This is a genomic window from Nocardioides sp. PD653-B2 (assembly GCF_002117935.1).
GTDB lineage: Bacteria > Actinomycetota > Actinomycetes > Propionibacteriales > Nocardioidaceae > Nocardioides.
On record NZ_BDJE01000004.1, the window covers coordinates 247,747 to 268,768 of the forward strand.

General features: G+C 70.9%; 16 protein-coding genes. 8 read left to right on the forward strand and 8 right to left on the reverse strand.

What is annotated here, in order from left to right; genetic code table 11:
• The first annotated feature begins 59 nt into the window (after positions 1–59).
• The gene (locus PD653B2_RS01840; protein WP_085870603.1) at positions 60–1,514 is read left to right on the forward strand and encodes a CCA tRNA nucleotidyltransferase; all 1,455 of its coding nucleotides are present in this window, start codon (positions 60–62) and stop codon (positions 1,512–1,514) included.
• A gap of 120 nt (positions 1,515–1,634) precedes the next feature.
• Here the strand turns inward: PD653B2_RS01840 and PD653B2_RS01845 are convergent, their stop codons facing one another.
• Entirely contained in the window at positions 1,635–5,276 is a 3,642-nt protein-coding gene (locus PD653B2_RS01845) for a PKD domain-containing protein (protein WP_085870604.1), read from the reverse strand.
• Positions 5,277–5,550: 274 nt separating this feature from the next.
• On the opposite strand from PD653B2_RS01845, the gene PD653B2_RS01850 reads away from it, so the two are divergent.
• On the forward strand, positions 5,551–6,717 hold the full coding sequence (locus tag PD653B2_RS01850; RefSeq protein WP_165763297.1) for a phospholipase D-like domain-containing protein: 1,167 nt from the start codon (positions 5,551–5,553) through the stop codon (positions 6,715–6,717).
• Positions 6,718–6,804: 87 nt separating this feature from the next.
• Here the strand turns inward: PD653B2_RS01850 and PD653B2_RS01855 are convergent, their stop codons facing one another.
• On the reverse strand, positions 6,805–7,878 hold the full coding sequence (locus PD653B2_RS01855; RefSeq protein WP_085870606.1) for an inositol-3-phosphate synthase: 1,074 nt from the start codon (positions 7,876–7,878) through the stop codon (positions 6,805–6,807).
• Positions 7,879–7,929: 51 nt separating this feature from the next.
• Positions 7,930–8,559: a PadR family transcriptional regulator gene (locus PD653B2_RS01860; RefSeq protein ID WP_085870607.1), complete on the reverse strand. Its 630-nt coding sequence runs from the start codon at positions 8,557–8,559 to the stop codon at positions 7,930–7,932.
• Positions 8,560–8,751: 192 nt separating this feature from the next.
• Between PD653B2_RS01860 and PD653B2_RS01865 the strand changes: the two genes are divergently transcribed.
• Both PD653B2_RS01865 and PD653B2_RS01870 read left to right on the forward strand, forming a co-directional pair.
• Positions 8,752–11,118 (forward strand): transglycosylase domain-containing protein, encoded by a 2,367-nt coding sequence (locus tag PD653B2_RS01865; protein WP_085870608.1) that lies wholly within the window; start codon positions 8,752–8,754, stop codon positions 11,116–11,118.
• A 10-nt stretch (positions 11,119–11,128) separates the two neighbouring features.
• On the forward strand, positions 11,129–12,604 hold the full coding sequence (locus PD653B2_RS01870; protein WP_085870609.1) for a glycosyltransferase family 87 protein: 1,476 nt from the start codon (positions 11,129–11,131) through the stop codon (positions 12,602–12,604).
• Here the strand turns inward: PD653B2_RS01870 and PD653B2_RS01875 are convergent.
• The 5 genes from PD653B2_RS01875 to PD653B2_RS01895 form a co-directional block, all read right to left on the reverse strand.
• Complete coding sequence (locus PD653B2_RS01875) at positions 12,601–13,656, reverse strand: alanine racemase (RefSeq protein ID WP_085870610.1); 1,056 nt, start codon at positions 13,654–13,656, stop codon at positions 12,601–12,603. The genes PD653B2_RS01870 and PD653B2_RS01875 overlap by 4 nt on opposite strands.
• The gene (locus tag PD653B2_RS01880) at positions 13,653–14,780 is read right to left on the reverse strand and encodes a lipid II:glycine glycyltransferase FemX (RefSeq protein ID WP_242665087.1); all 1,128 of its coding nucleotides are present in this window, start codon (positions 14,778–14,780) and stop codon (positions 13,653–13,655) included. The genes PD653B2_RS01875 and PD653B2_RS01880 overlap by 4 nt, the downstream gene beginning before the upstream one ends.
• A gap of 40 nt (positions 14,781–14,820) precedes the next feature.
• Positions 14,821–16,044, reverse strand: coding sequence for a bifunctional glycosyltransferase family 2/GtrA family protein (locus PD653B2_RS01885; protein WP_085870611.1), 1,224 nt, complete (start codon positions 16,042–16,044; stop codon positions 14,821–14,823).
• Positions 16,041–18,038 carry a glycosyltransferase family 39 protein gene (locus PD653B2_RS01890; RefSeq protein WP_085870612.1) on the reverse strand — a complete coding sequence of 666 codons (1,998 nt, stop codon included), beginning with the start codon at positions 18,036–18,038 and terminating at the stop codon, positions 16,041–16,043. The genes PD653B2_RS01885 and PD653B2_RS01890 overlap by 4 nt, the downstream gene beginning before the upstream one ends.
• A 63-nt stretch (positions 18,039–18,101) precedes the next feature.
• Complete coding sequence (locus tag PD653B2_RS01895) at positions 18,102–18,890, reverse strand: deoxyribonuclease IV (protein WP_085870613.1); 789 nt, start codon at positions 18,888–18,890, stop codon at positions 18,102–18,104.
• Positions 18,891–19,137: 247 nt separating this feature from the next.
• On the opposite strand from PD653B2_RS01895, the gene rpsF reads away from it, so the two are divergent.
• The 4 genes from rpsF (at position 19,138) to rplI (ending at position 20,994) form a co-directional block, all read left to right on the forward strand.
• Positions 19,138–19,428, forward strand: a complete 291-nt coding sequence (rpsF, locus tag PD653B2_RS01900) for a 30S ribosomal protein S6 (RefSeq protein ID WP_085870666.1) — start codon at positions 19,138–19,140, stop codon at positions 19,426–19,428.
• 118 nt (positions 19,429–19,546) lie between these two features.
• Entirely contained in the window at positions 19,547–20,113 is a 567-nt protein-coding gene (locus PD653B2_RS01905) for a single-stranded DNA-binding protein (RefSeq protein ID WP_085870614.1), read from the forward strand.
• 183 nt (positions 20,114–20,296) lie between these two features.
• On the forward strand, positions 20,297–20,533 hold the full coding sequence (gene rpsR, locus PD653B2_RS01910) for a 30S ribosomal protein S18 (RefSeq protein WP_017933521.1): 237 nt from the start codon (positions 20,297–20,299) through the stop codon (positions 20,531–20,533).
• A 14-nt stretch (positions 20,534–20,547) separates the two neighbouring features.
• Positions 20,548–20,994, forward strand: coding sequence for a 50S ribosomal protein L9 (rplI, locus tag PD653B2_RS01915; protein ID WP_085870615.1), 447 nt, complete (start codon positions 20,548–20,550; stop codon positions 20,992–20,994).
• Positions 20,995–21,022 lie beyond the last annotated feature (28 nt).

Consider the following 21,022-nt stretch of genomic DNA (forward strand, 5'->3'; position numbering starts at 1 on the left):
TATCGGGGTCACCTGTGCGAATCGGACCCCCGCGCCCCCAGGACCTAGACTCGGCTCCCGTGCCCGACGCCCTGCCGCCTCCCCTCCAGATCGTCGAGGTCCAGCGTGCCGTCGCGGAGGAGCTGGACCGGATCGCGCCGGTGATCGACGACCTGGGCGAGCGGTTCCGCGCGGCCGGCCACGAGCTGGCCCTGGTCGGGGGCCCGGTCCGGGACGCGATGCTCGGCCGCCGCCACAACGACCTCGACTTCACGACGTCGGCGCGGCCCGAGCAGACCGAGAAGCTGCTCCAGGGCTGGGCCGACGCGATCTGGGACATGGGCCGCGCGTTCGGCACGATCGGCTGCCGCAAGGGCGACTGGCAGGTCGAGATCACGACGTACCGCTCCGAGGCCTACGACCCGTCCTCGCGCAACCCGTCCGTCGACTTCGGGGACGACCTCGCCGGTGACCTGGGTCGCCGCGACTTCACCGTCAACGCGATGGCGGTGCGGCTGCCCGGCCGCGAGGTCGAGGACCCGTACGGCGGCATCGTCGACCTGGCGCACCGCGTGCTCCGGACGCCGGGCCGGCCCGAGGACTCCTTCTCCGACGACCCGCTGCGGATGATGCGGGCTGCGCGGTTCGCCGCCCAGCTCGGCTTCACGGTCGACCCGTCGGTGGTCGCCGCGATGACCGCGATGGCGGGGCGGATCGAGATCATCTCGGCCGAACGGGTCCGCGACGAGTTGGTGAAGCTGGTCTGCGCGCCGTACCCGATCCTCGGCCTGCGGCTCCTCGTCGACACCGGCCTGGCGGCCCTCGTGCTGCCCGAGCTGCCGGCGCTGGCGCTGGAGCGCGACGAGCACCACCGGCACAAGGACGTCTACGAGCACACGCTCACCGTGCTCGAGCAGGCCATCGACCTCGAGCCGCGGTTGCCCGGCGGCGGCCCGGACTTCGTGGCCCGCTTCGCGGCGCTGATGCACGACGTCGGCAAGCCGCGCACCCGGCGCTTCGTCGACGACGGCACGGTGACCTTCCACCACCACGACGTCGTCGGCGCCAAGATGACCCGCAAGCGGATGAAGGCGCTGCGCTTCTCCAACGACGACATCGACGCGGTCGGCCTCCTGGTGGAGCTGCACCTGCGGTTCCACGGCTACGGGTCGGGGGAGTGGACCGACTCCGCCGTACGACGCTACGTGCGCGACGCCGGCGACCAGATCGAGCGCCTGCACGTGCTGACCCGCGCCGACTGCACGACGCGCAACCGGCGCAAGGCCGACCGGCTCCGCCGCACCTACGACGAGCTCGAGGAGCGGATCGCGGTCCTGTCGGAGGAGGAGGAGCTGGCGTCGATCCGGCCCGACCTCGACGGCAACCAGATCATGGAGATCCTCGGCATCGGTCCGGGCCGGGAGGTCGGGATGGCCTACCGGTTCCTCCTGGAGCTCCGGCTCGACGGGGGGCCGCTCGAGCCCGAGGCCGCGAAGGCCGCGCTGCTCGCCTGGTGGGACGCGCGCCGGCAGTAGCGGTCCGCTCAGGCGGCGCGTCGGCGGCGGTCCTACGGTGCGGGTTTCACCGGTCGACCGGTGAAACCCGCACGACACGCCGAGTGGCACCGGCGTGTCGTGCGGGTTTGGGCCGACAAGTCAGGCGCGGAAGCTCTCGAGGAACGCCCGGCCCTTCGTGACCGCCACCGTCACCGTGTGCTTGCCGGCACCGAGGCCGGAGAGCTTGCGGTGGAAGGTGATCGACGGGCGCTTGCCCTTGCCGTGGAACTTCAGCATGCCGACCTTGTGCCCGTCGACGATCAGCGCGGCGGCGCCGCCCTTCGCGCCCTTGCCGAACATCACGTCGAGCCTCGGCCCGCGGAAGGAGAACGTCATCGTGTCCTTGCCGGTGCCCTTGCCCAGGTTGTCGCAGTAGCTGCCGCGGGGAGCCTGCTTCGACTTCACGTTGCGCCAGCTGCCGGTCTTCTTCACCTTCGACGCCCCACACGGGACGGTCTTCGCCTGGTGACCCGGGCCGGTCGGCTTGCCGGCCACCGTCACCTGGACGGCGTCGGTGTCCGTGGCACCGGAGGGGTCGGTGACGAGCAGCGTGACGTCGTAGGTCCCCGGCTGGTTGAAGGCGTGGTGCGCCGTCGGGCCCGCGGCGTCCTTGGTCGAGCCGCCGTTGCCGAAGTCCCAGCTGTAGTCGAGGTCGTTCGGTGTCTCCGCGTCGGTGCTGCCGGCGCCGCTGAACGTGACGCTCTCACCGGTGGTGGCGGTGGCCGGGGCCTTCGCCTGTGCGGTGGGGGCGGTGTTCTGCGGGGCGGTCACCTTCGTGTAGCCGTAGTCGAACTGGCCGCAGCCGGTGCCCATCGTGAACTTCACGTTGCCGGTCAGGTCGCCGTCGGACGTGGCCGGGCCTTCGTCGGCACCAGACATCGACAGCACGTTGAACCCGAGGCAGCCGTAGCCGAACTCCCAGTTGCCCGAGGCGCTGCTCGGGTCGGCGTAGTTGTCGACGTGCGGGTTGCTCGCCGCGTCGGAGTACGACGACCTGCCGGACGCGGCCGTGAAGGCGGCGTCGTTGAGGTCCGGCGTCGAGGAGCCCGGCTCCGGCGTGGAGTCGAGCGGGGACTGTGCCGGCGGGTCGTCCGTGCCGGCGTTGCCGTAGCCGTGCGCCTCGTCGGTGTAGGCGAGGTAGAGGCCCGCCGCCCAGCCGATCGGGTCGCGGTCGATCTGGCCGTGACCGTCGAGGTCGAAGCCGGAGCGGTCGCGCATCTCGAGGTAGTAGGCGTGGTCCTGCTCGGACTCGGCCCCGGCTTGGAGGTACTTCCAGCCCTGGGTGCACTGCTGCGCGGTCGTCAGGTCCTCGCGGCAGCCGCCGTTGAAGATGCGGGCGTCGTCGGGACCGCCGTCGGACTCGAAGTCCGTCTGCAGCAGCACCTTCTCACCGGACGGCGTCGTGGCGGTGACCTCGACGTCGTCGATGAACCAGCCCGGCCGGGCCAGGCCCGGGTCGGTGGCGTAGCTGAACCGCAGCGCGCCGTTCGCCTTGCCGGCGAGGTCGCTGATGTCGTAGCTGTCCTCGAGGAAGACCGCGTCGGGCGTGTTGCCCAGCTTGCGGTCGGACGCCTCGGTGCCGGCCTGGTAGGAGCCGCTGGTGCCGGTGAGGCCGTTGTCGTAGGTCGCCTGGCAGGTGTTCTGGTTCGGGTTGCCGGCGAGCGGATCGGTGTTCGACGTCGTGTAGCCGTTCTCCGAGGCGTGCGACGTGTAGGTCTTGCCGCCGTCGGTCGTCGTCAGCACGTAGCCGTAGTCGTAGTCCCACTCGATGTCCCAGTTGGACTTGAACGACAAGTTGACCGTGCTCCCGGCCGGCAGGCTCGCCAGCTGCGGGATCGACAGGTCGAGGTTGTGGCCACCGTTCGGCGAGCAGCCGAAGTCGTTGCCCGACCCGGACCACCACGCATGGGTCTTGCTGGCCTTGTCACCGGTGTCGAACTTCGCCGGGTCGAGGAGCTGGCGGCCGGGGAGCTTGGCCACGAACATCTCCGAGTTGTGCACGGTGCCGTCCGGTCCGTTGGTCAGCGTGTACGGCGTGCCGTCCGGGCGCTGCCAGGTGATGGTGCCGGTGTCCTGCTTGGAGTCGGTGATGCCGGAGACCGTCGTGGTCTGTCCGGGCTGGAGCACCTGCGGGACCACCCAGCCGAGCTCCTGGCGCGAGAAGGCGTCCATGTTCTGGGACTTGTCGGTCGCCATCAGGTTCCAGTCGCCGTACGTCTCCCGGCTGCCGGTCGAGTAGAAGTCGGGAAGGCCCAGCGAGTGGCCGTACTCGTGGGAGATGACCGAGGCCTTGTCGATCGCGGTCTCGGGGTTGACGTTGTAGGGGCCGACGCGGACGAACACCTTGAGGGCGTCGCCCTTGTCGGTGGTCGTCATGTCGCGGTAGCTGTCGTCGGTGTACCAGAGCGGCCGGCCCTCGAGGTCCTTGAGCTGGTCGTCGGTGGTGAAACCGGGCAGCCCGGTGACCGGGTCGGAGTAGTAGTACTCGAGCGACGAGGAGTGCGGCCAGACGTTGTCGTAGGGCAGGTCGGTGTAGTCGCACCCGGCGACGGACAGCTGCGAGGAGCCGTTGCCGCCGCAGCCGGCGAAGACGGCCATGAAGAAGTCGACCACGCCGTCCTTGTCGGTGTCGTAGTCGGAGTAGTCGATCTCCGGGTCCGCGATGGCGGCGGCGTCGTAGACCATCTTGCCGGCCGGGCCGCAGCCGGAGTCGATGTTCTGCAGCGCACCGACGCCGGCCAGCGAGCCGATGATCGCGGAGCCGTTGGCGTCCGAGCCGTAGTAGCCGGTGTTGCCCGGCAGGTTGTAGACACCGTCCGTGATCCGGTCGGTGTAGGCGGGGCCGCCGACGGTGCCGGGCGCCGGGACGCCGGCGGTCTCGGTCAGGCCGGCGCAGCTCTGGCCCGGCTCGATCTGGCTGAAGTCGAAGCCCGGGGCGTAGGTGAAGTCCTTGGTGGCGATGCCCGCCGACGGGACGGTGCCCTCGGGGAAGAGCTGGCCGAGCGACATCTCCTGGTAGAGGTTGTACGTCGAGCCCGGCTTGGCCGGGTCGTTGATGACCGACTCGAGCGAGTCACCGTTGTGGCCGGCCTGGTAGGCGCGGTCGCGGTACTGGACCGGCACGACCGGGAACGGCCGGTCGCCGTACCGCGCGGTGTCGTAGACGTCCGACGGCGGGATCACCTTGGGGCCGTGGCTGGTCGCGGTCTTGGTGGCGGAGCCGACGGTGATCGCGGCCGAGGTCGAGATGTCGCGCCAGACGATCTCGGGGTTCTGGGCCGTCGTGTCGGCCACGCTCTCGAGGACCAGGGTCTTGGTCTGCTTGGCGCCGACGGCCGGAACCGCCCAGGTGACGGTCGTGCCGCCGCCGGAGATGGTCGCGCCCGAGCCGGCGCCGGTGATGGTGGAGCCCTCGGGTGCGGTGACCACGACGCTCGCGCCGGCCACCGGGAGGTCGGTGGTGTTGCTGACGATGATGCGCGACGGGTAGGTGTCCCCGGGCTTCACCCAGCCGACCGACGAGACGAAGCTGTTCTCCACCTGGAGCCCGCCGACGCTGACGGTGCTGACGGCCGGGGCCGAGGTGGCGACCCGGGGGGCGACGGCGCGGGTCGGTGCGGTGGAGGCCGCGGATGCCGTGGTGGCGGGCAGGGCGAGGGTGGCGGTGGCGAGGCCGGCGACCAGTGCGGTGGTGACCGCTGTGGTGCGACGGCGTCGAGACGACGGGGCGTGCTGGCTCATGGGCGGACGCAATCTCGGAAGGGGTCGCGGGTGGCGACGCGGTGCTCACCCAACGACGGCTCGGTCGGACTGGTTACGAGCCGTACCCACCTGTTTCATCGGACAGACCGCGTCGGCCAATCGGTCCAGACCGGCGTTTTCCCCCGCGCCGCGGCCGGCGCCCGCCTACGATCCAGGGGTCATGACCGTGCAGGCAGGGGGGGATCGGTTGTTCAGGCGGGTTGCTGGCGGTGTCGTCCTGGCGGTTCTTCTCGGGTGCCTGTCGACGGGCCCGGTGAGCGCAGCCACGTCGTTCACGCCGCGCCCCGGACCGACGTGGAACAACCCTCGGGGGGACTACGAGGCGCGCAACGTCAACATGACCAAGGTGCGGAACACGATCGACAGCGTGCCGCGCAACGGCGTGATCAGGATCGCGGTCTACTCCTACAACCGGCGCGACATCGGCGACGCCCTGATCCGTGCGTGCCGGCGGCACGTGTCGGTGCAGCTGGTGCTCAACGACAACGCGATCGGCGCCGAGGCCAAGCGGATGATCCGCTACCTCGGTCGCGACACCAGGCCGAGGTGGAAGGACCGGTGCCACCCGAGGAAGTTCGGTCCGAAGCGGGAGCCCTACCCGGTGCCGAGCTTCTTCAAGGTGTGCCAGGGCGCCTGCCGGCTGGGTAGCGAGCGATCGAACCAGCACGCCAAGTTCTACCTGTTCTCCGCGACCGGCAACGGGAAGCCGGTCGTGATGTTCGGCTCGAACAACCTGATGAGCTTCGCCGCGAACGTGCACTGGAACGACCTCTACACGGTGGTCGGCAACCAGAAGATGTTCGACGACTTCAGCACGGACTTCGCCCAGATGGCGCAGGACCGGTGGCGCAAGAACCCCTACGTGGCGGTCCAGGCCGGCCCGTACGCCGTCGAGTTCGGATCGGACCCGCATGCCAACGGGCGCCGGGACCACATCTTCCAGCGTCTCGGCAAGGTCGGCTGTCGGGCCCCGGCGGGGTACGGCGACGCGGGCCACACCACGATCCGCATCATGATGTACGGCTGGGTGGGTGCGCGCGGCCTGATGCTGGCCCGCAAGGTCGCGGTGCTGTCGCGGGCCGGCTGCCGGGTCCAGGTGTTGGTCAGCGGGGCCGGGCGCCGGGTGCACGCCGTCCTGCACAGGTCGGGCGTCGCCATCCGGAGGTCCGCCCTCGATCTCGACGACGATCCCCTCACGGGCTTCGACGAGACCGGGTGGGAGCTCTTCTCCCACGAGAAGTGGATGTCGCTGTCCGGGACGTGGGCCGGCGAGCCGTTCAAGGGGGTGTGGACGGGTTCGGAGAACTGGTCGGACGTCTCGCGGTTCAACGACGAGGTCACCGTGCAGGTCCCGTTCGCGTCGGCGCTCGCGGCCTACGACCGCCACTTCGCGATGATCTGGGCGCAGTACAGCCAGTGAACGCAGCAGTGGCTGCCAGGACGTCGGTCCTGGCAGCCACTGGTGTCGAGCTGTCGGGCGAGACGAGCAGGCCCTCGTTCCTCAGGCCTACTCTTCGCCCTTGATGAAGGCCTCGACGCGGCGGCGGCCCTCGTCGTCCGGCAGCTGCACCGGCGGGGACTTCATGAGGTACGACGACGCCGAGATGATCGGGCCACCGATGCCGCGGTCCTTGGCGATCTTCGCGGCGCGGATCGCGTCGATGATGATGCCGGCGGAGTTCGGGGAGTCCCAGACCTCGAGCTTGTACTCGAGGTTGAGCGGGACGTCACCGAAGGCGCGACCCTCGAGGCGGACGTAGGCCCACTTGCGGTCGTCGAGCCACTGCACGTAGTCGGACGGGCCGATGTGCACGTTGCGGGCGCCGAGGTCGTGACCGATGTTCGACGTGACGGCCTGCGTCTTCGAGATCTTCTTCGACTCGAGGCGGTCGCGCTCGAGCATGTTCTTGAAGTCCATGTTGCCGCCGACGTTGAGCTGGTAGGTGCGGTCCAGCACCACGCCGCGGTCCTCGAACAGCTTCGCCATCACGCGGTGCGTGATGGTCGCGCCGACCTGGGACTTGATGTCGTCGCCGATGATCGGGACGCCGGCGTCCTCGAACTTCTTGGCCCAGACCGGGTCGGAGGCGATGAAGACGGGGAGCGCGTTGACGAAGGCGACGTTCGCGTCGATCGCGCACTGCGCGTAGAACTTGTCGGCCAGCTCGGAGCCCACCGGCAGGTAGGACACCAGCACGTCGGCCTGGGTGTCCTTGAGGATCTGGACGACGTCGACGCCCTCGCCGTCGGCCTCCTCGATCGTCTCGCGGTAGTACTTGCCGAGACCGTCGAGCGTGTGGCCGCGCTGCACGGTGACGCCCAGGGGCGGCACGTCGGCGAACTTGATCGTGTTGTTCTCGGACGCCTGCGTCGCCTCGGACAGGTCGAAGCCGACCTTCTTGGCATCCACGTCGAACGCCGCCACGAACTCGACGTCGCGGACGTGGTAGTCGCCGAACATGACGTGCATGAGACCCGGGACGGTGCCCTCGGGGTCGGCGTCCTTGTAGTACTCCACACCCTGGATCAGGGAGGTGGCGCAGTTGCCCACTCCCACGATTGCTACTCGAACCGAACCCATCGGGATTCCTTCCTTGTCTGACTTCTGTCTGACTGCGTGTGAGGCGAGCCGTTACTTCTGGCCGCTGACCTCGGGGGGCTGGACCGCGGCCGGATCTGCCGGGGTCGAGGTGGCCTGCTGGCCGATGCTGGTGGTGCCGTGCTCTCCGCTGCGCTCGGCGTTGATCAGGTCCGAGAGCCACCGGACCTCGCGCTCGACCGACTCGACACCGTGGCGCTGGAGCTCCACGGCGTACCTGTCGACCTCCTTCTGGGTCATCGACAGCTGGCTCTGCACCCGCTCGAGGCGCTCCTGGAGGCGGGTGCGACGTCCCTCGAGGACGCGCAGCCGGATCTCCATGTCGGTGCGGCTGAAGAACGCGAACCGGATGTCGAAGTTGTCGTCCTCCCACGCCGTGGGGCCGACCTCCATCATCAGGCGCTCGAACTCGCGTTGCCCGGCCTCCGTGAGCTGGTAGACGATGCGCGGGCGCCGGGTGACCGGGGTGACCGTGGTGGCGGTCTCCTCGATCAGCGCACCGCGCAGCATCTTCTTCAGCGTGGGATAGAGCGATCCGTAGGAGAGGACGCGACCCCATCCGAGCATGAGGTTCAGCCTCTTGCGGAGCTCGTAGCCGTGCATGGGTCCCTCGTGCAGCAGTCCGAGGACTGCGAGCTCGATGGTCTCTGCGCGACGTGCCATGGACCTATCGTAGCGATATATCCACTCGTTGCGAATCGAGGACCGGTACGAGGTGGTCATGGAGACGTCGCTCACCCGCTCCCGCGTGGTCGGGCCCGGTTCACCGGCCCGCTCCGGGTGCCGTCTTGGGCGGGGGTGGGCCCTCCCCGTACCCTGACGAGGATCTCGACCCCGACCCGCGGAGCCTTCGACGTGAGTGGTAAGCGCAGGGCCGCCGGCCCCGCAAGCAAGTCGCCCGGCAAGAAGCAGCCGTCGCGTCCGCGGACCCGCAAGCAGAAGGTCCTGCGCGTGGTGAAGTGGCTCGCGATCGTCGGCCTGGTCGGTGTGCTCGTCCTGACCGCCGGCTTCGTCGTGCTCTACCGGATGACGGACATCCCGGACCCGAACAAGGACTTCGAGGCGCAGACGTCGTTCGTCTACTACTCCGACGGCAAGGCCGAGGTCGGCAGCTTCGCGACCCAGAACCGGGTCTCGATCGGTCTCGACGAGATGCCGCAGAGCCTCCAGGACGCCGTGGTCGCCGCCGAGAACCGCACGTTCTGGAGTGACCAGGGCATCGACCCCAAGGGCATCATCCGCGCCGCCTTCAGCAACGCGTCGGGCAACTCCACCCAGGGCGCGTCGACGATCACGCAGCAGTACGTCAAGATCCTCTACCTCAGCCAGGAGCGCTCCTACCAGCGCAAGATCAAGGAAGCCGTCCTGTCGCTGAAGATCCAGCGCACCAAGAGCAAGAAGGAGATCCTCGAGGGCTACCTCAACACGATCTACTTCGGGCGGGGCGCCTACGGCGTGCAGGCCGCGGCGGAGGCCTTCTTCGACGAGGACGCGAAGGACCTGACGCTCAAGCAGTCCGCGGTCCTGGCGAGCGTGCTGAACAACCCCTCCCACTTCGACCCGGCCAACGGGCGCGACTCGAGGCAGGCGCTCAAGGAGCGCTACGCCTACGTCCTCGAGGGGATGGCGTCGGCCGACAACATCACGCAGGAGGAGGCCGACAAGGCCGCGAAGCACCTCCCGAAGTTCCCCGAGATCAAGGCCCAGAGCAAGTACGGCGGCCAGCGCGGCCACATGCTCACCCTGGTCCGCAAGGAGCTGCTCGGCACCATCAACAAGGAGACGGGCCAGCCCTTCACCGACGAGGAGCTCGACGGTGCGGGCCTGCGGATCACCACGACCTTCACCAAGAAGGCGATGGCCGCGGCCGAGGACGGCGCGCTCGAGCAGCGGCCCGAGGGCTTCAAGGACAAGCAGCTGCACATCGGCATCGCCAGCGTCGAGCCCGGCACCGGCGCGCTGCGGGGCTTCTACGCCGGCCAGGACTACCTCGACTCGCAGATCAACTGGGCGGTCGCCGGTGGCATGGTCGGCTCGACGCTCAAGCCGCTGACGGTGGCCACGGCCCTGCAGAACGGCTACTCGCTCGAGGACACGTTCCAGGGCAACTCGCCGTACGAGTTCCCCGACGGCCTCGACGTCGTCAACGAGGGGCCCGGGGACGGCAACGACTACGGCGACCGGGTCAGCCTGACCTACGCGACCGAGCAGTCGATCAACACGGCGTTCGTCGACATGTCGAACTCGATCCCCGACGGCCCCGCCAAGATCGTCGAGACCGCCAACAAGGCCGGCATCCCACCCGGGGACCCGACCAACAAGTACCCCGGCATCCCGGACAAGAGCATCGACCTCGAGGCGGATGCCCTGGTCACCCTGGGCAAGGCTCGGATCAGCCCGATCAACATGGCCAACGCCTACGCGACCATCGCGAACGGCGGCGAGCGCGCCGACGTCCACGTCATCGACCGGGTCGAGGACAAGGACGGCAAGGTCCTCTACTCCTACAAGCAGAACACGACCCAGGCGTTCGACGACTTCCCCGACGGCGTGGACGTCACCACCGAGGCGGGCGAGCCCGCGACCGGTGAGGACATCGCCGCCGACACGTCGTACGCCCTGCAGCAGGTGGTGCTGGACGGCACCGGCGCCAACGCCCAGGCGATCGGCCGGCCGGCGGCCGGCAAGACCGGCACCGCGACCAACGACGACGACGAGGTGTCGTCGTCCTGGTTCGTCGGCTACACGCCGCAGCTCGCGACCGCGGTGATGTACGTGCGCGGCGACGGCGACGACCAGCTGGACGGCTGGCTGCCGTCGTACTTCGGCGCGGAGTACCCGACCCGCACCTGGGCCGCGGTGATGAGCCGCGACCTGGTCGACACCGACGTGGTCCCGTTCCCGGAGCCCGCGAACGTCTCGGGTCAGGCGCCGCAGGAGGGTCACGACCCGTACACGCCGCCGCCGTCCCCGACGAGCACGCCGAAGCCGACCAGGACCCCGACCGTGACGGAGACGCCCACGACCGAGGCGCCCACCGAGACCCCGACGACCGAGGCGCCCACCGAGTCGCCCACCGACAGCTGTGGCGTGCTCGGCTGCGAGTCGCCGTCCGGCTCGCCCTCGCCCACCTCGTCCGCCACCCCGAGCACGCCCCCGAGCCAGGGCGGCAGCCCGCGCGGGACCCGGGGACGCGTGCGCAGCGGAGCCCGACGCCGCTGATGGGCCGCTGATGGCGGACCGGCCGGGCGGACGAGGCGACTGGGTCGACCCCACCGCCGACGACCCTGTCGTCACCGCCCTCAGCGAGAGCATCGGGGGACCGGCCGGCACCCGGGCCGGACGGCATCCCTTCTGGACTCCGGTGCGCGTCGTGCTCGCCCTGACCGCGCTGGTGATGGCGCTCGGCATGGTGCAGAAGAACAACTGCTACCAGGACACCTGGCAGGACGGCGACGCCCGCTACACGCACATGTGCTACTCGGACCTGCCGTACCTCTACACGGGGCGCGGGTTCGTCGAGCTCAGCTGGCCCTACAGCGACGACGCCCAGGTCCGGGCCCGCTACGACGTGATGGAGTACCCCGTCGGCATCTCCTACTGGGCGTTCGGCACGGCCCTGGTGACCCACTGGCTCAACGGCTCACCGGACCTCGACAGCCGCTACGGCCTGCCGACCGGCCAGGTGGCGGGGCTGCCCGAGGTGCACCGCGAGATGCGGATCTTCGTGGTCGTCAACGCGATCGGCTTCGCGGTCCTCGCCCTGCTGTCCGCCTGGCTGCTGGCCGGGGTGAACCCGCGGCGCCCCTGGGACGCGGCCGCGTTCGCGCTCTCGCCGGCACTCCTGCTCACGGGGCTGGTCAACTGGGACCTGCTCGCGGTCGCCTTCGTGGCCGGGGCGCTGTGGGCGTGGGCGCGCGGCCGGCCGGTGCTGACCGGTGTCCTGATCGGGCTGGGCACGGCGACCAAGCTCTACCCGCTCTTCCTCCTCGGCGGGCTGCTGGTGATCTGTCTGCGTCAGCGCCGAGCCCGGACGTTCGCGCTCGCGACGGCCGGTGCGGTGGGCGCCTGGATCGTCGCGAACCTGCCCGCCTACGTCTCCGGGCCGAGCGAGTGGAAGGTGTTCTGGACGTTCAACTCCGACCGAGGCGCCGACCTCGGCTCGATCTGGCTGGTCGTCCAGCAGGCTCTGGACAAGACGAGCGACCCGTTCGCCTTCGACCCGCACACGATCAACGTCGGCTCGTGGCTCTTCTTCGGGGTGTGGTGCATCGGCGTCCTGCTGCTCGGCCTGCGGTCACCGGCGACGCCACGCCTGGCCCAGCTCGGGTTCCTCATCGTCGCGGGCTTCCTGGTCGTCAACAAGGTCTACTCACCGCAGTACGTGCTGTGGCTGCTGCCGCTCGCGGTGCTGGCCCGCCCACGCTGGCGCGACCTGCTGATCTGGCAGGCCGGCGAGGTCTTCTACTTCGCCGCGGTGTGGTGGTACCTCGGCGGCTTCCTCGCCCCGGCGTCCGGCGGCGACGCCGGCTTCTACTGGGCGGCGATCCTGGTCCGGATCGCGGCCGAGCTCTACCTGGTGGCGGTCGTGGTGCGCGACCTCCTGCTGCCGCGCCACGACCCCGTGCGGGGCCTTGCCTCCGGCAGGTCTCGAGACACCGGTCCCGCTCGACCACCATCAGCGCCTCCGCTGACGCGTCTGCGCTAGTCGATGACGACGCGGTCGAAGGCCGTGGCGGTGTAGCGCACCCGGACGTCCACCTGGTCGCCGACCGCGGGCACGTGGGCGCTGTGCGGCAGGAAGAGCATCGATGCCTGCATGTGGGGCGGCTCGGCGAAGAGGCGCTGCTTGCCGTCGATCGAGAACGGCGACCGCACGAAGCCGGCCGCGTCGAGTCCACCCCGGGCGAGCGTGGCCGCGCGGGACCTCAGGCTCGCATCGCCGGTGGGTGCCTCGAGGCCGATGCCGTGGGCGGTGCCGCCGCTGACGACGAGGATGTGCCCGGCCTTCGGCGCGGTGCGGTGCCGGTAGCCGAAGGCGTCGCCGCGCTCGACCGCGTGCACGTCGAGCACCGTCGCGGTGACCCGCAGCGCGCCGCGGTCGCCGAGCCAGAGGTCGGTGCCGATGCGCGGGCGGAACGTGAAGTCGGGGTACGCCGCGCGCAGGGTCGCCAGCTCGGCGGCGCTCAGGTGGCTGACCCAGATCGTGTCGAGCGCGAGCTCGGCGGCGACCACGTCGTTCATCAGCCGCTGCACCTCGGAGAGGTGGGCGCCGTGCGCCAGGGGCAGGTGGAGGGCGACACCCTCGACCCGCGCCCGCGGGTGGTCGCCGACGGCGCGCGCCGCCGCCCAGAGCTCGCGGGCGGTCAGGCCGTGGCGCAGCATGCTCGTCAGGCGCTCGAGCACGAAGCGGGCGTCCGGCTGGCGACCCAGGAGGTCGTCGAGGTCCTCGACGCGGCTCACGGTGTGGATCACCCGGGACGCCAGCGCCGGATCGACCTCGAGAGCGGCGCCGAAGGGCCGCCACGGCGTCAGCACGAGCAGGCTGCCGTCGAAGCGGCTGGCGACCTCGGGCAGCTCGTCGTACGTCCCGACCGCGAGGGTGTCCACCCCCAGCCAGGCGGCCTTGCGGGCCAGCCGGCCGAGCGTGAAGCCGTAGCCGTTGCCCTTGGCGACCGGGACCAGGCCGGGCTCGGCGCCGGCGACCGCGCGCAGGTGGGCGCGCCAGCGGTCGCCGTCGACGGTGAGGGTGAGGCTCATGACCGACGCCCCATGTAGACGTCGAACGCCTTGTAGAGCGCCCGGTTGAGCGGGAGGTCCCACTCCCCGACGTACTCCACGGCCTCGCCGCCGGTGCCGACCTTGAACTGGATCAGGCCGAGGTGCGGGTCGTCGCCGGCGAGCGTGTCGGTGATGCCGCGCAGGTCGTAGACGTCGGCGCCGGCCGCGATCGCGTCGCGGATCATCTCCCACTGGACGGCGTTCGAGCCGCGGACCTCGCGCTTCTCGGTCGAGGAGGCGCCGTAGGAGTACCACGCGTGGGCGCCGACCCGGATCGCGATCGTGGCCGCGACCAGCGTGTCGTCGTGCCGGGCGGCGTAGAGGCGGATCCGGTCGGGCTCCTCGGCGCCGAGGGACTCGACCATGGTGCGGAAGTAGGCGAGCGGCCGCGGGGTGAAGTGGTCGCGCTCGGCGGTGTGGACGTAGAGGTCGTGGAAGGCGGGGAGCGCGGCGAGCGCCTCGTCGGTCGAGGCCGACGCCGTGACGACGACGCCCTCCTTGGCGGCCTTCTTGATGTTGCGCCGCCAGAGCTGGTTCATCCCGGCGAGCACGTCGGCCTCGGTGCGGCCCGCGAGCGGGACCTGGAAGACGTACTGCGGCTGGCCGGCGGCGAAGCCGCCCTCGGCGGCCTGCGGGCGCCAGCCCAGCTCGTGCAGCTGGGAGACGACGCGGGCGCCGGTGTGGTCGCGTTCGGTCGGCGCGAGGTCGCCCAGGCGGCGGACGCTGTCGTCGGCGATGCCCTCCTTGACGGTGGCGGCGTCCCAGCGCCGGGTGACCAGGGGCGGGCCCATCCGGACGCCGAACGCCCCCTGCTCCTTGAGGTGCGCCGCCATCGGGGTGAGCCAGGCGGCGAGGTCCTCGTCGTCCCAGTCGAGGACCGGGCCCTCGGGCAGGTAGGCGAGGTAGCGCTTCACCTTCGGCAGCTGGCGGTAGAGCACCAGGCCGACGCCGACGAGCTCGTCGCCGCGGTGCCAGCCGAGCGACTCACGCCTCCACTCCGACTTCACGTGGCCCCAGGCCGGGGTCTGGAGGAAGCTCGCGGAACGGCGACCGCGGATGAACTCCAGGTGGTCGCCTTCGGAGATCTTGCGGACGCTCAGCACCGTCCGAGGCTATCGGAGGGGGTCCGGAGCTCCGCGACCCTCACCGCACTGGTCGGCCGACCCCCCGGCGTACGAACACCCAGCTCCGCATCGCGACGAACCGCAGCACGGTGACGACGAGGTTCGCGACGGTGAGCACGACGACCTCCGCGCCGCGGTGGGTCCACCCCGCGGCGTGGAGCGCCCCGAGCGAGGCGCTGGTGACGCCGAGGCCGACCAGGAACACGAGTAGGCCGCGGAGCTGGTGGCCGACGGCACCCGCGGCGCCGGTCACGCCGAAGGTCAGCCGTCGGTTGGCCGCGGTGTTGGCGACGGTCGACAGGAGCAGCGCGAGCAGGTTCGCCGTGAAGGCCGGGAACGGCCCGCGCAGCAGCAGGAAGAGCACGGCGTACGTCACGGTCGAGGCGAGGCCGACCAGCCCGAACATCACCAGCTGCATCCCGAGCCGGCCACCTCCGGCGTCGGCCGAGGCCCGGCCCAGGCGCTCGGCCACGTCACCGACCGGCAGCCGGCCGCTGACCAGACCCCGGGCCAGGCGCGCGATGCCGCGGACGTCGTCGGCAGCGGTCCGCAGGATGTCGACCCGGCTGTCCGGGTCGTCGACCCAGTCGACCGGCACCTCGTGGATCCGCAGGCCGGCCCGCTCGGCGAGCACCAGCAGCTCGGTGTCGAAGAACCACGCGTTGTCCTCGACCAGGGGCAGCACCGCGCGCGCGACGTCGGCCCGGATCGCCTTGAAGCCGCACTGGGCGTCGGAGAAGCGTGCCCGCAGCGTGCCCTTGAGCAGCAGGTTGTAGCCCCGCGAGATCAGCTCTCGCTTCGGTCCCCGCGCGACCCGGGAGCCGGGTCGCAGCCGGGTGCCGATCGCGAGGTCGGAGTGGCCGCTGATCAGGGGAGCGACCAGCGGGAGCAGGGCGTTGAGGTCGGTCGACAGGTCGACGTCCATGTAGACGAGGACGTCGGCCTCGGACCCGCTCCACACCTTCTTGAGCGCCCGGCCGCGGCCCTTCTCGGCCAGGTGGACGACGCGCACGTCGTCGGCGTGGTCGAGTCGTCGGGCGACCACCGCCGTGCCGTCCGTGCTCGCGTTGTCGGCGATGGTGATCAGGAACGACCACGGCAGGCTCGCGAGGTGGTCGCGGACCCGCACCACCGACGCGGCCAGGTCCCGCTCCTCGTTGAAGACCGGGATCACGATCTCGAGGGTGGCCAGGGCGGTCTCGGACGCCGCGTCCGGCGACCCCCACGGCTGGGCGGCGCTCACGAGGCGCTCGTCAGGTCGTAGAGGGTGACGCCGTCGACCGTGGTCGCGGTGTAGGTGGCCTCCACCCACGCCGCGATCTCGCTGCTGGCGCTGCTGCCGCCCATCGACCGGCCGAGGCCGCTGCCACCGATGAAGTAGTGGATCCGGCCGTCCTCGACGTAGTGCTGGAACTCGGCGAGCGTCGGGCTCGGGTCGGAGCCGTTGAACCCGCCGATCGCCATCACCGGCTCCTCGGTCGCGAGCTGGTAGCCGGATGCCGAGTTCGAGCCCACCGCGGCCGCGACCCAGGTGTAGGAGTCGGCGTCGTCCTGGAGCAGCTCGGTCAGCTCCGCCGACGGCTCGCTGGCGTCGAGCAGGCCCCCGGCACCGCCCGGGCCGCCCGCTCCGGCACCGCCCGGGCCGCCCTGGGGCAGCTGGCCCCGGGTCAGGCCCGGGGGTGCCTGGCCGGCCGCACCCGGAGGGCCTCCGAAGCCGCCCCGGCCGCCGGGACCACCCTGACCACCGGTCACCGGGGGGCCCGCCGACGGGATGGAGCCGGTGTGGGCGGTGCCGGCGGTCTGGACGGCGTACGCCGCCGGCCCGGCCAGCGAGGCGGCCAGCGCGAGCACGGCCGCCGCCAGGGCGAGCCGGCGCGGCAGCCGGCGCAGGCCGGTCAGGGCGGCCGCGGCCAGGAGGCCACCGGCGAGGACCGACCACCGCAGCCACGGCAGGAAGTCGGCGCTGCGGCCCAGCAGGAGGAACGCCGTGACGGCCGTGAGGACGACCGCGACGGCCGCGATCGGGCCGGCCTCCCAGCTGCGCCGCTGCTGCCACACCTGGTGGGCGCCGATCCCGACGAGCGCCGCGAGGGCCGGCGCCAGCGCGACCGTGTAGTAGGCGTGGAAGATGCCGGCCATGAAGCTGAAGGTCAGCCCGGTGACCAGCAGCCAGCCGCCCCACAGGATCAGGGCCGCGCGGACGCCGTCGGTGCGCGGCCGGCGCGCGGTGAACCAGAGCCCGGCGGCGAGCAGCACCACGGCGGCGGGCAGCAGCCACGCGACCTGCCCACCGACCTCGCTGCTGACGAGCCGGCCGACGCCGGTCTCGCCCCACCTGCCGCCGCCTCCGATGCCGCCGCCGATGCCGCCGCCGACGGACCCGGTCTCGTCCCCGTTCAGCCGGCCGAACCCGTTGTAGCCCAGGGTCAGCTCGAGGATCGAGTTGCCCTGCGAGCCGCCGATGTAGGGCCGGCTCGCGGCCGGCCACAGCGACACGACCGCGATCCACCAGCCCGCGGCCGCGGTCATCGTGCCGACGGCGACGAGGAGGTGGCCGATCCGCGTGCGCACCCGCGGGTGTCCGGCGACGAGGTAGACGAGCCCGAACGCCGGCAGCACCAGGAAGACCTGCAGCATCTTGGTCAGGAAGCCCAGCCCGACCAGCGCGCCGGCGAGCGCCATCCAACGCACGGGGTGCCTGACCCCGTCCTCGACCGCCCGCAGCACGGCGTACGCCGCCCCGACCATGAGCAGCACGAGCATCGCGTCGGGGTTGTCGAAGCGGAACATCAGCACCGCCACGGGCGTCAGCGCGAGCACCGCCCCGGCGAGCAGGCCCGCCCACGCCGCGCCCGTCGTCCGCCGGACGGTGGCGGTCAGCAGCCACACCGCGAGGACGCCCTCGATCGCCTGCGGCACGAGGATCGACCAGGAGGACAGGCCGAACACCTTCACCGACAGCGCCATCGGCCACAGCGCCAGCGGGGTCTTGTCGACGGTGATCGAGTTCGCGGCGTCGGAGGAGCCGAAGAAGAGCGCCTTCCACGACTCCGAGCCCGCCTGGGCGGCGGCGGAGTAGAAGCTGTTCGCCCACCCGGACTCGCCGAGGCCCCACAGGTAGAGGACACCCGTCGCGACCAGCAGCCCGGCAAGGGCCGGGCGGTACCGGTCGCGGTGCTGCTCGGGCGGCTCGGGCGCGGGCGTCGTACGGGCAGGATCCAGGACGGGAGCGGTCATGGCCCCACGGTGGGGCGGCGCCTTGGCGGGACCGTGTGGCTCGTCTGTGCGGTCTCTGTGAGGCTAGATCCGGTCCCGGAGCCAGGCGGCGTCGGCGACGTGCTCGTCGGCACCGCCCGGCGTCTCGAGCACGACCGGGGCGCCTGCGTCGCGCACGACCGCGGCCAGCAGTTCGGGGTCGACCTTGCCCGCGCCGAGGTTGGCGTGCCGGTCGGCGCCGGAGTCGAAGGCGTCGCGGCTGTCGTTGCAGTGCACGAGGTCGATGCGCCCGGTGATCGCGAGGACGTCGGCGACCACGGTCTCCAGGCTGTTGCCGCCGGCGTGGGCGTGGCAGGTGTCGAGGCAGAAGCCGACGAGATCGGCCTGCTCGGTCGCAGCGATCGCGTCCCAGACGCGGCCGATCCGCTCGAGGTAGCGGGTCATCGCGTTGTCGCCGCCGGCGGTGTTCTCGATCAGCAGCGGCAGCTTGAGGTCGGTCGCGTCGATCGCCTTGCGCCAGTTGTCGAAGCCCTTCTCCGGGTCGTCGTCCTTGTTCACGTGGCCGCCGTGCACGATGAGCCCCTGGGCCCCGATCGAGGCGGCCGCGTCGACGTGCTGCTGGAGCAGCTTGCGGCTGGGGATCCGGATCCGGTTGTTGGTCGTCGCGACGTTCACGATGTACGGCGCGTGCACGTAGAGCCCGATCCCCGCGGCGTCGGCGTCGGCCTTGAGGCCCTCGGCGCCACCGGCGTAGCGGAACTCGGGGCCCTGGTAGCCCTGCGGGTCGCCGAGGAAGAACTGCACGTGGGGCGCCTGGCGGGCCTGCGCCTCGGCAACGGGGTCGGCCTGGTCGACGTGGGCACCGATGTCCATGCGGCCACCCTAGGCACCCACGCCGACAGCGTCACCGGCGGTCGGCCCGGGGGCGGCGTACGCACCCGCGCTCCGTGATTTCTGGCCACCGCCGCCCGCTGTTAGCCTTGGGCGTTCTCTGCGTCCACCCCACCGATGGGGCTGGCCCCCGGGAGCACCCATCCGGCCTCGCGGCCGAGTGGGACGCATCGCCCTCCTGCCACGGAAAGACCGTGGTCGCCTTAGTCCAGAGGAGGTGGAGACCGCTGTGCGTGCTTATGAAGTGATGGTCATCCTCGAGCCCAGTCTTGAAGAGCGCACCATCGAGCCGTCGCTCGACAAGTACCTGAACGTCATCCGCAAGGATGGTGGCAGCGTCGAGTCCGTCGAGGTGTGGGGCCGTCGTCGCCTGGCCTACGAGGTCAAGAAGAACGCCGAAGGCATCTACGCCGTCATCTCGATCAACGCCGAGCCGGCCACGGTCAAGGAGTTCGACCGCCAGCTCACCCTCAACGAGTCCGTCCTCCGGACGAAGGTCATGCGTCCCGACGCTCACTGACCGTCGCGTCCGCAGGCACCGCCTGTGGACGGCCACTTCCCTGTGTCGGTGCCAGCGGCAACGATGGGTGGACGTGGTCGGACGACTCTGATCAGAACCAACGCTTAGGGAGAACCGCATGGCAGGCGAGACCGTCATCACGGTGGTCGGCAACCTCGTCGACGACCCGGAGCTGCGCTTCACCCCCTCGGGTGCGGCCGTGGCGAACTTCCGGATCGCGTCGACGCCGCGCACCTTCGACCGCCAGACCAACGAGTGGAAGGACGGCGACGCGCTGTTCCTCACCTGCTCGGTGTGGCGTCAGGCCGCGGAGAACGTCGCCGAGTCCCTCCAGCGCGGCATGCGTGTCGTGGTGCAGGGGCGCCTGAAGCAGCGCTCGTACGAGACCCGCGAGGGCGAGAAGCGCACCGTCGTGGAGCTCGAGGTCGACGAGGTCGGCCCGTCGCTCGCCTTCGCGACCGCCAAGGTCACCCGGGCCTCGCGCTCGGGTGGTGGCGGCGGCTACTCCGGTGGCGGCGGCCAGGCGGCCCAGTCGCGGCCGGCGGCGTCCGGTGGCGACGACCCGTGGGCCACGCCCGCTCCTCAAGGTGGCGGCGCTCCCGCCGGTGGCGGCTCGTCCGCTCCGGCAGCGGGCAACGACCCGTGGGGCGCACCCGGCGTGGGCTCCGACGAGCCTCCGTTCTGAGCACCCGTCGCCTCGCGAAGCGAGGCGACGACCCGGTGCCAGGTCGAGTAGCCCACGGCTGAGCGCAGCGAAGCCGAGACGGGCGTATCGAGACCGAGCCAGGTTCTGATCCACCAGCACCAACCCAACCGAATCCCTCAACCATTCCGGCGCAAGCCGGGCTTCTAGAAAGGAAGCACCACAATGGCCAAGGCAGTGATTCGCAAGCCCAAGAAGAAGGTTTGCCAGTTCTGCAAGGAGAAGGCGACCGGTGTCGACTACAAGGACACCACCCTGCTCCGCAAGTTCATCTCCGACCGGGGCAAGATCCGTGCCCGTCGGGTCACCGGCAACTGCGTCCAGCACCAGCGGGACGTCGCGATCGCGGTCAAGAACGCCCGCGAGGTCGCACTGCTGCCCTACACGTCCACCGGTCGCTGAAGGGAGCTGACGACATGAAGCTCATTCTGACCCAGGAAGTCACCGGTCTCGGTGCCCCCGGCGACGTCGTCGAGGTGAAGGACGGCTACGGCCGCAACTACCTCGTCCCGCGCGGCCTGGCGCTGCGCTGGTCGCGCGGTGCCGAGAAGACCGTCGAGTCGATCAAGGGCGCCCGTGCCTCGCGCGCGGTGCGCGACCACGACCACGCGGTCGAGATCAAGACCAAGCTCGAGGCCCAGTCCGTCGCCGTCAAGGTGCGCTCTGGTGCGGGCGGCCGCCTCTTCGGCGCCGTCACCGTCTCCGAGATCGCCGGCGCTCTCGCCGACGCCTCGGGCGAGCAGGTCGACAAGCGCACGATCGTGGTCGACAACCCGATCAAGTCGCTCGGCGCCCACGAGGTGTCCGTCAAGCTGCACGACGAGGTGTCCGCCACGGTGGCCCTCAACGTCATCCCGGCCTGACCCGAGCGCAGCGGCAACGTTTCACACG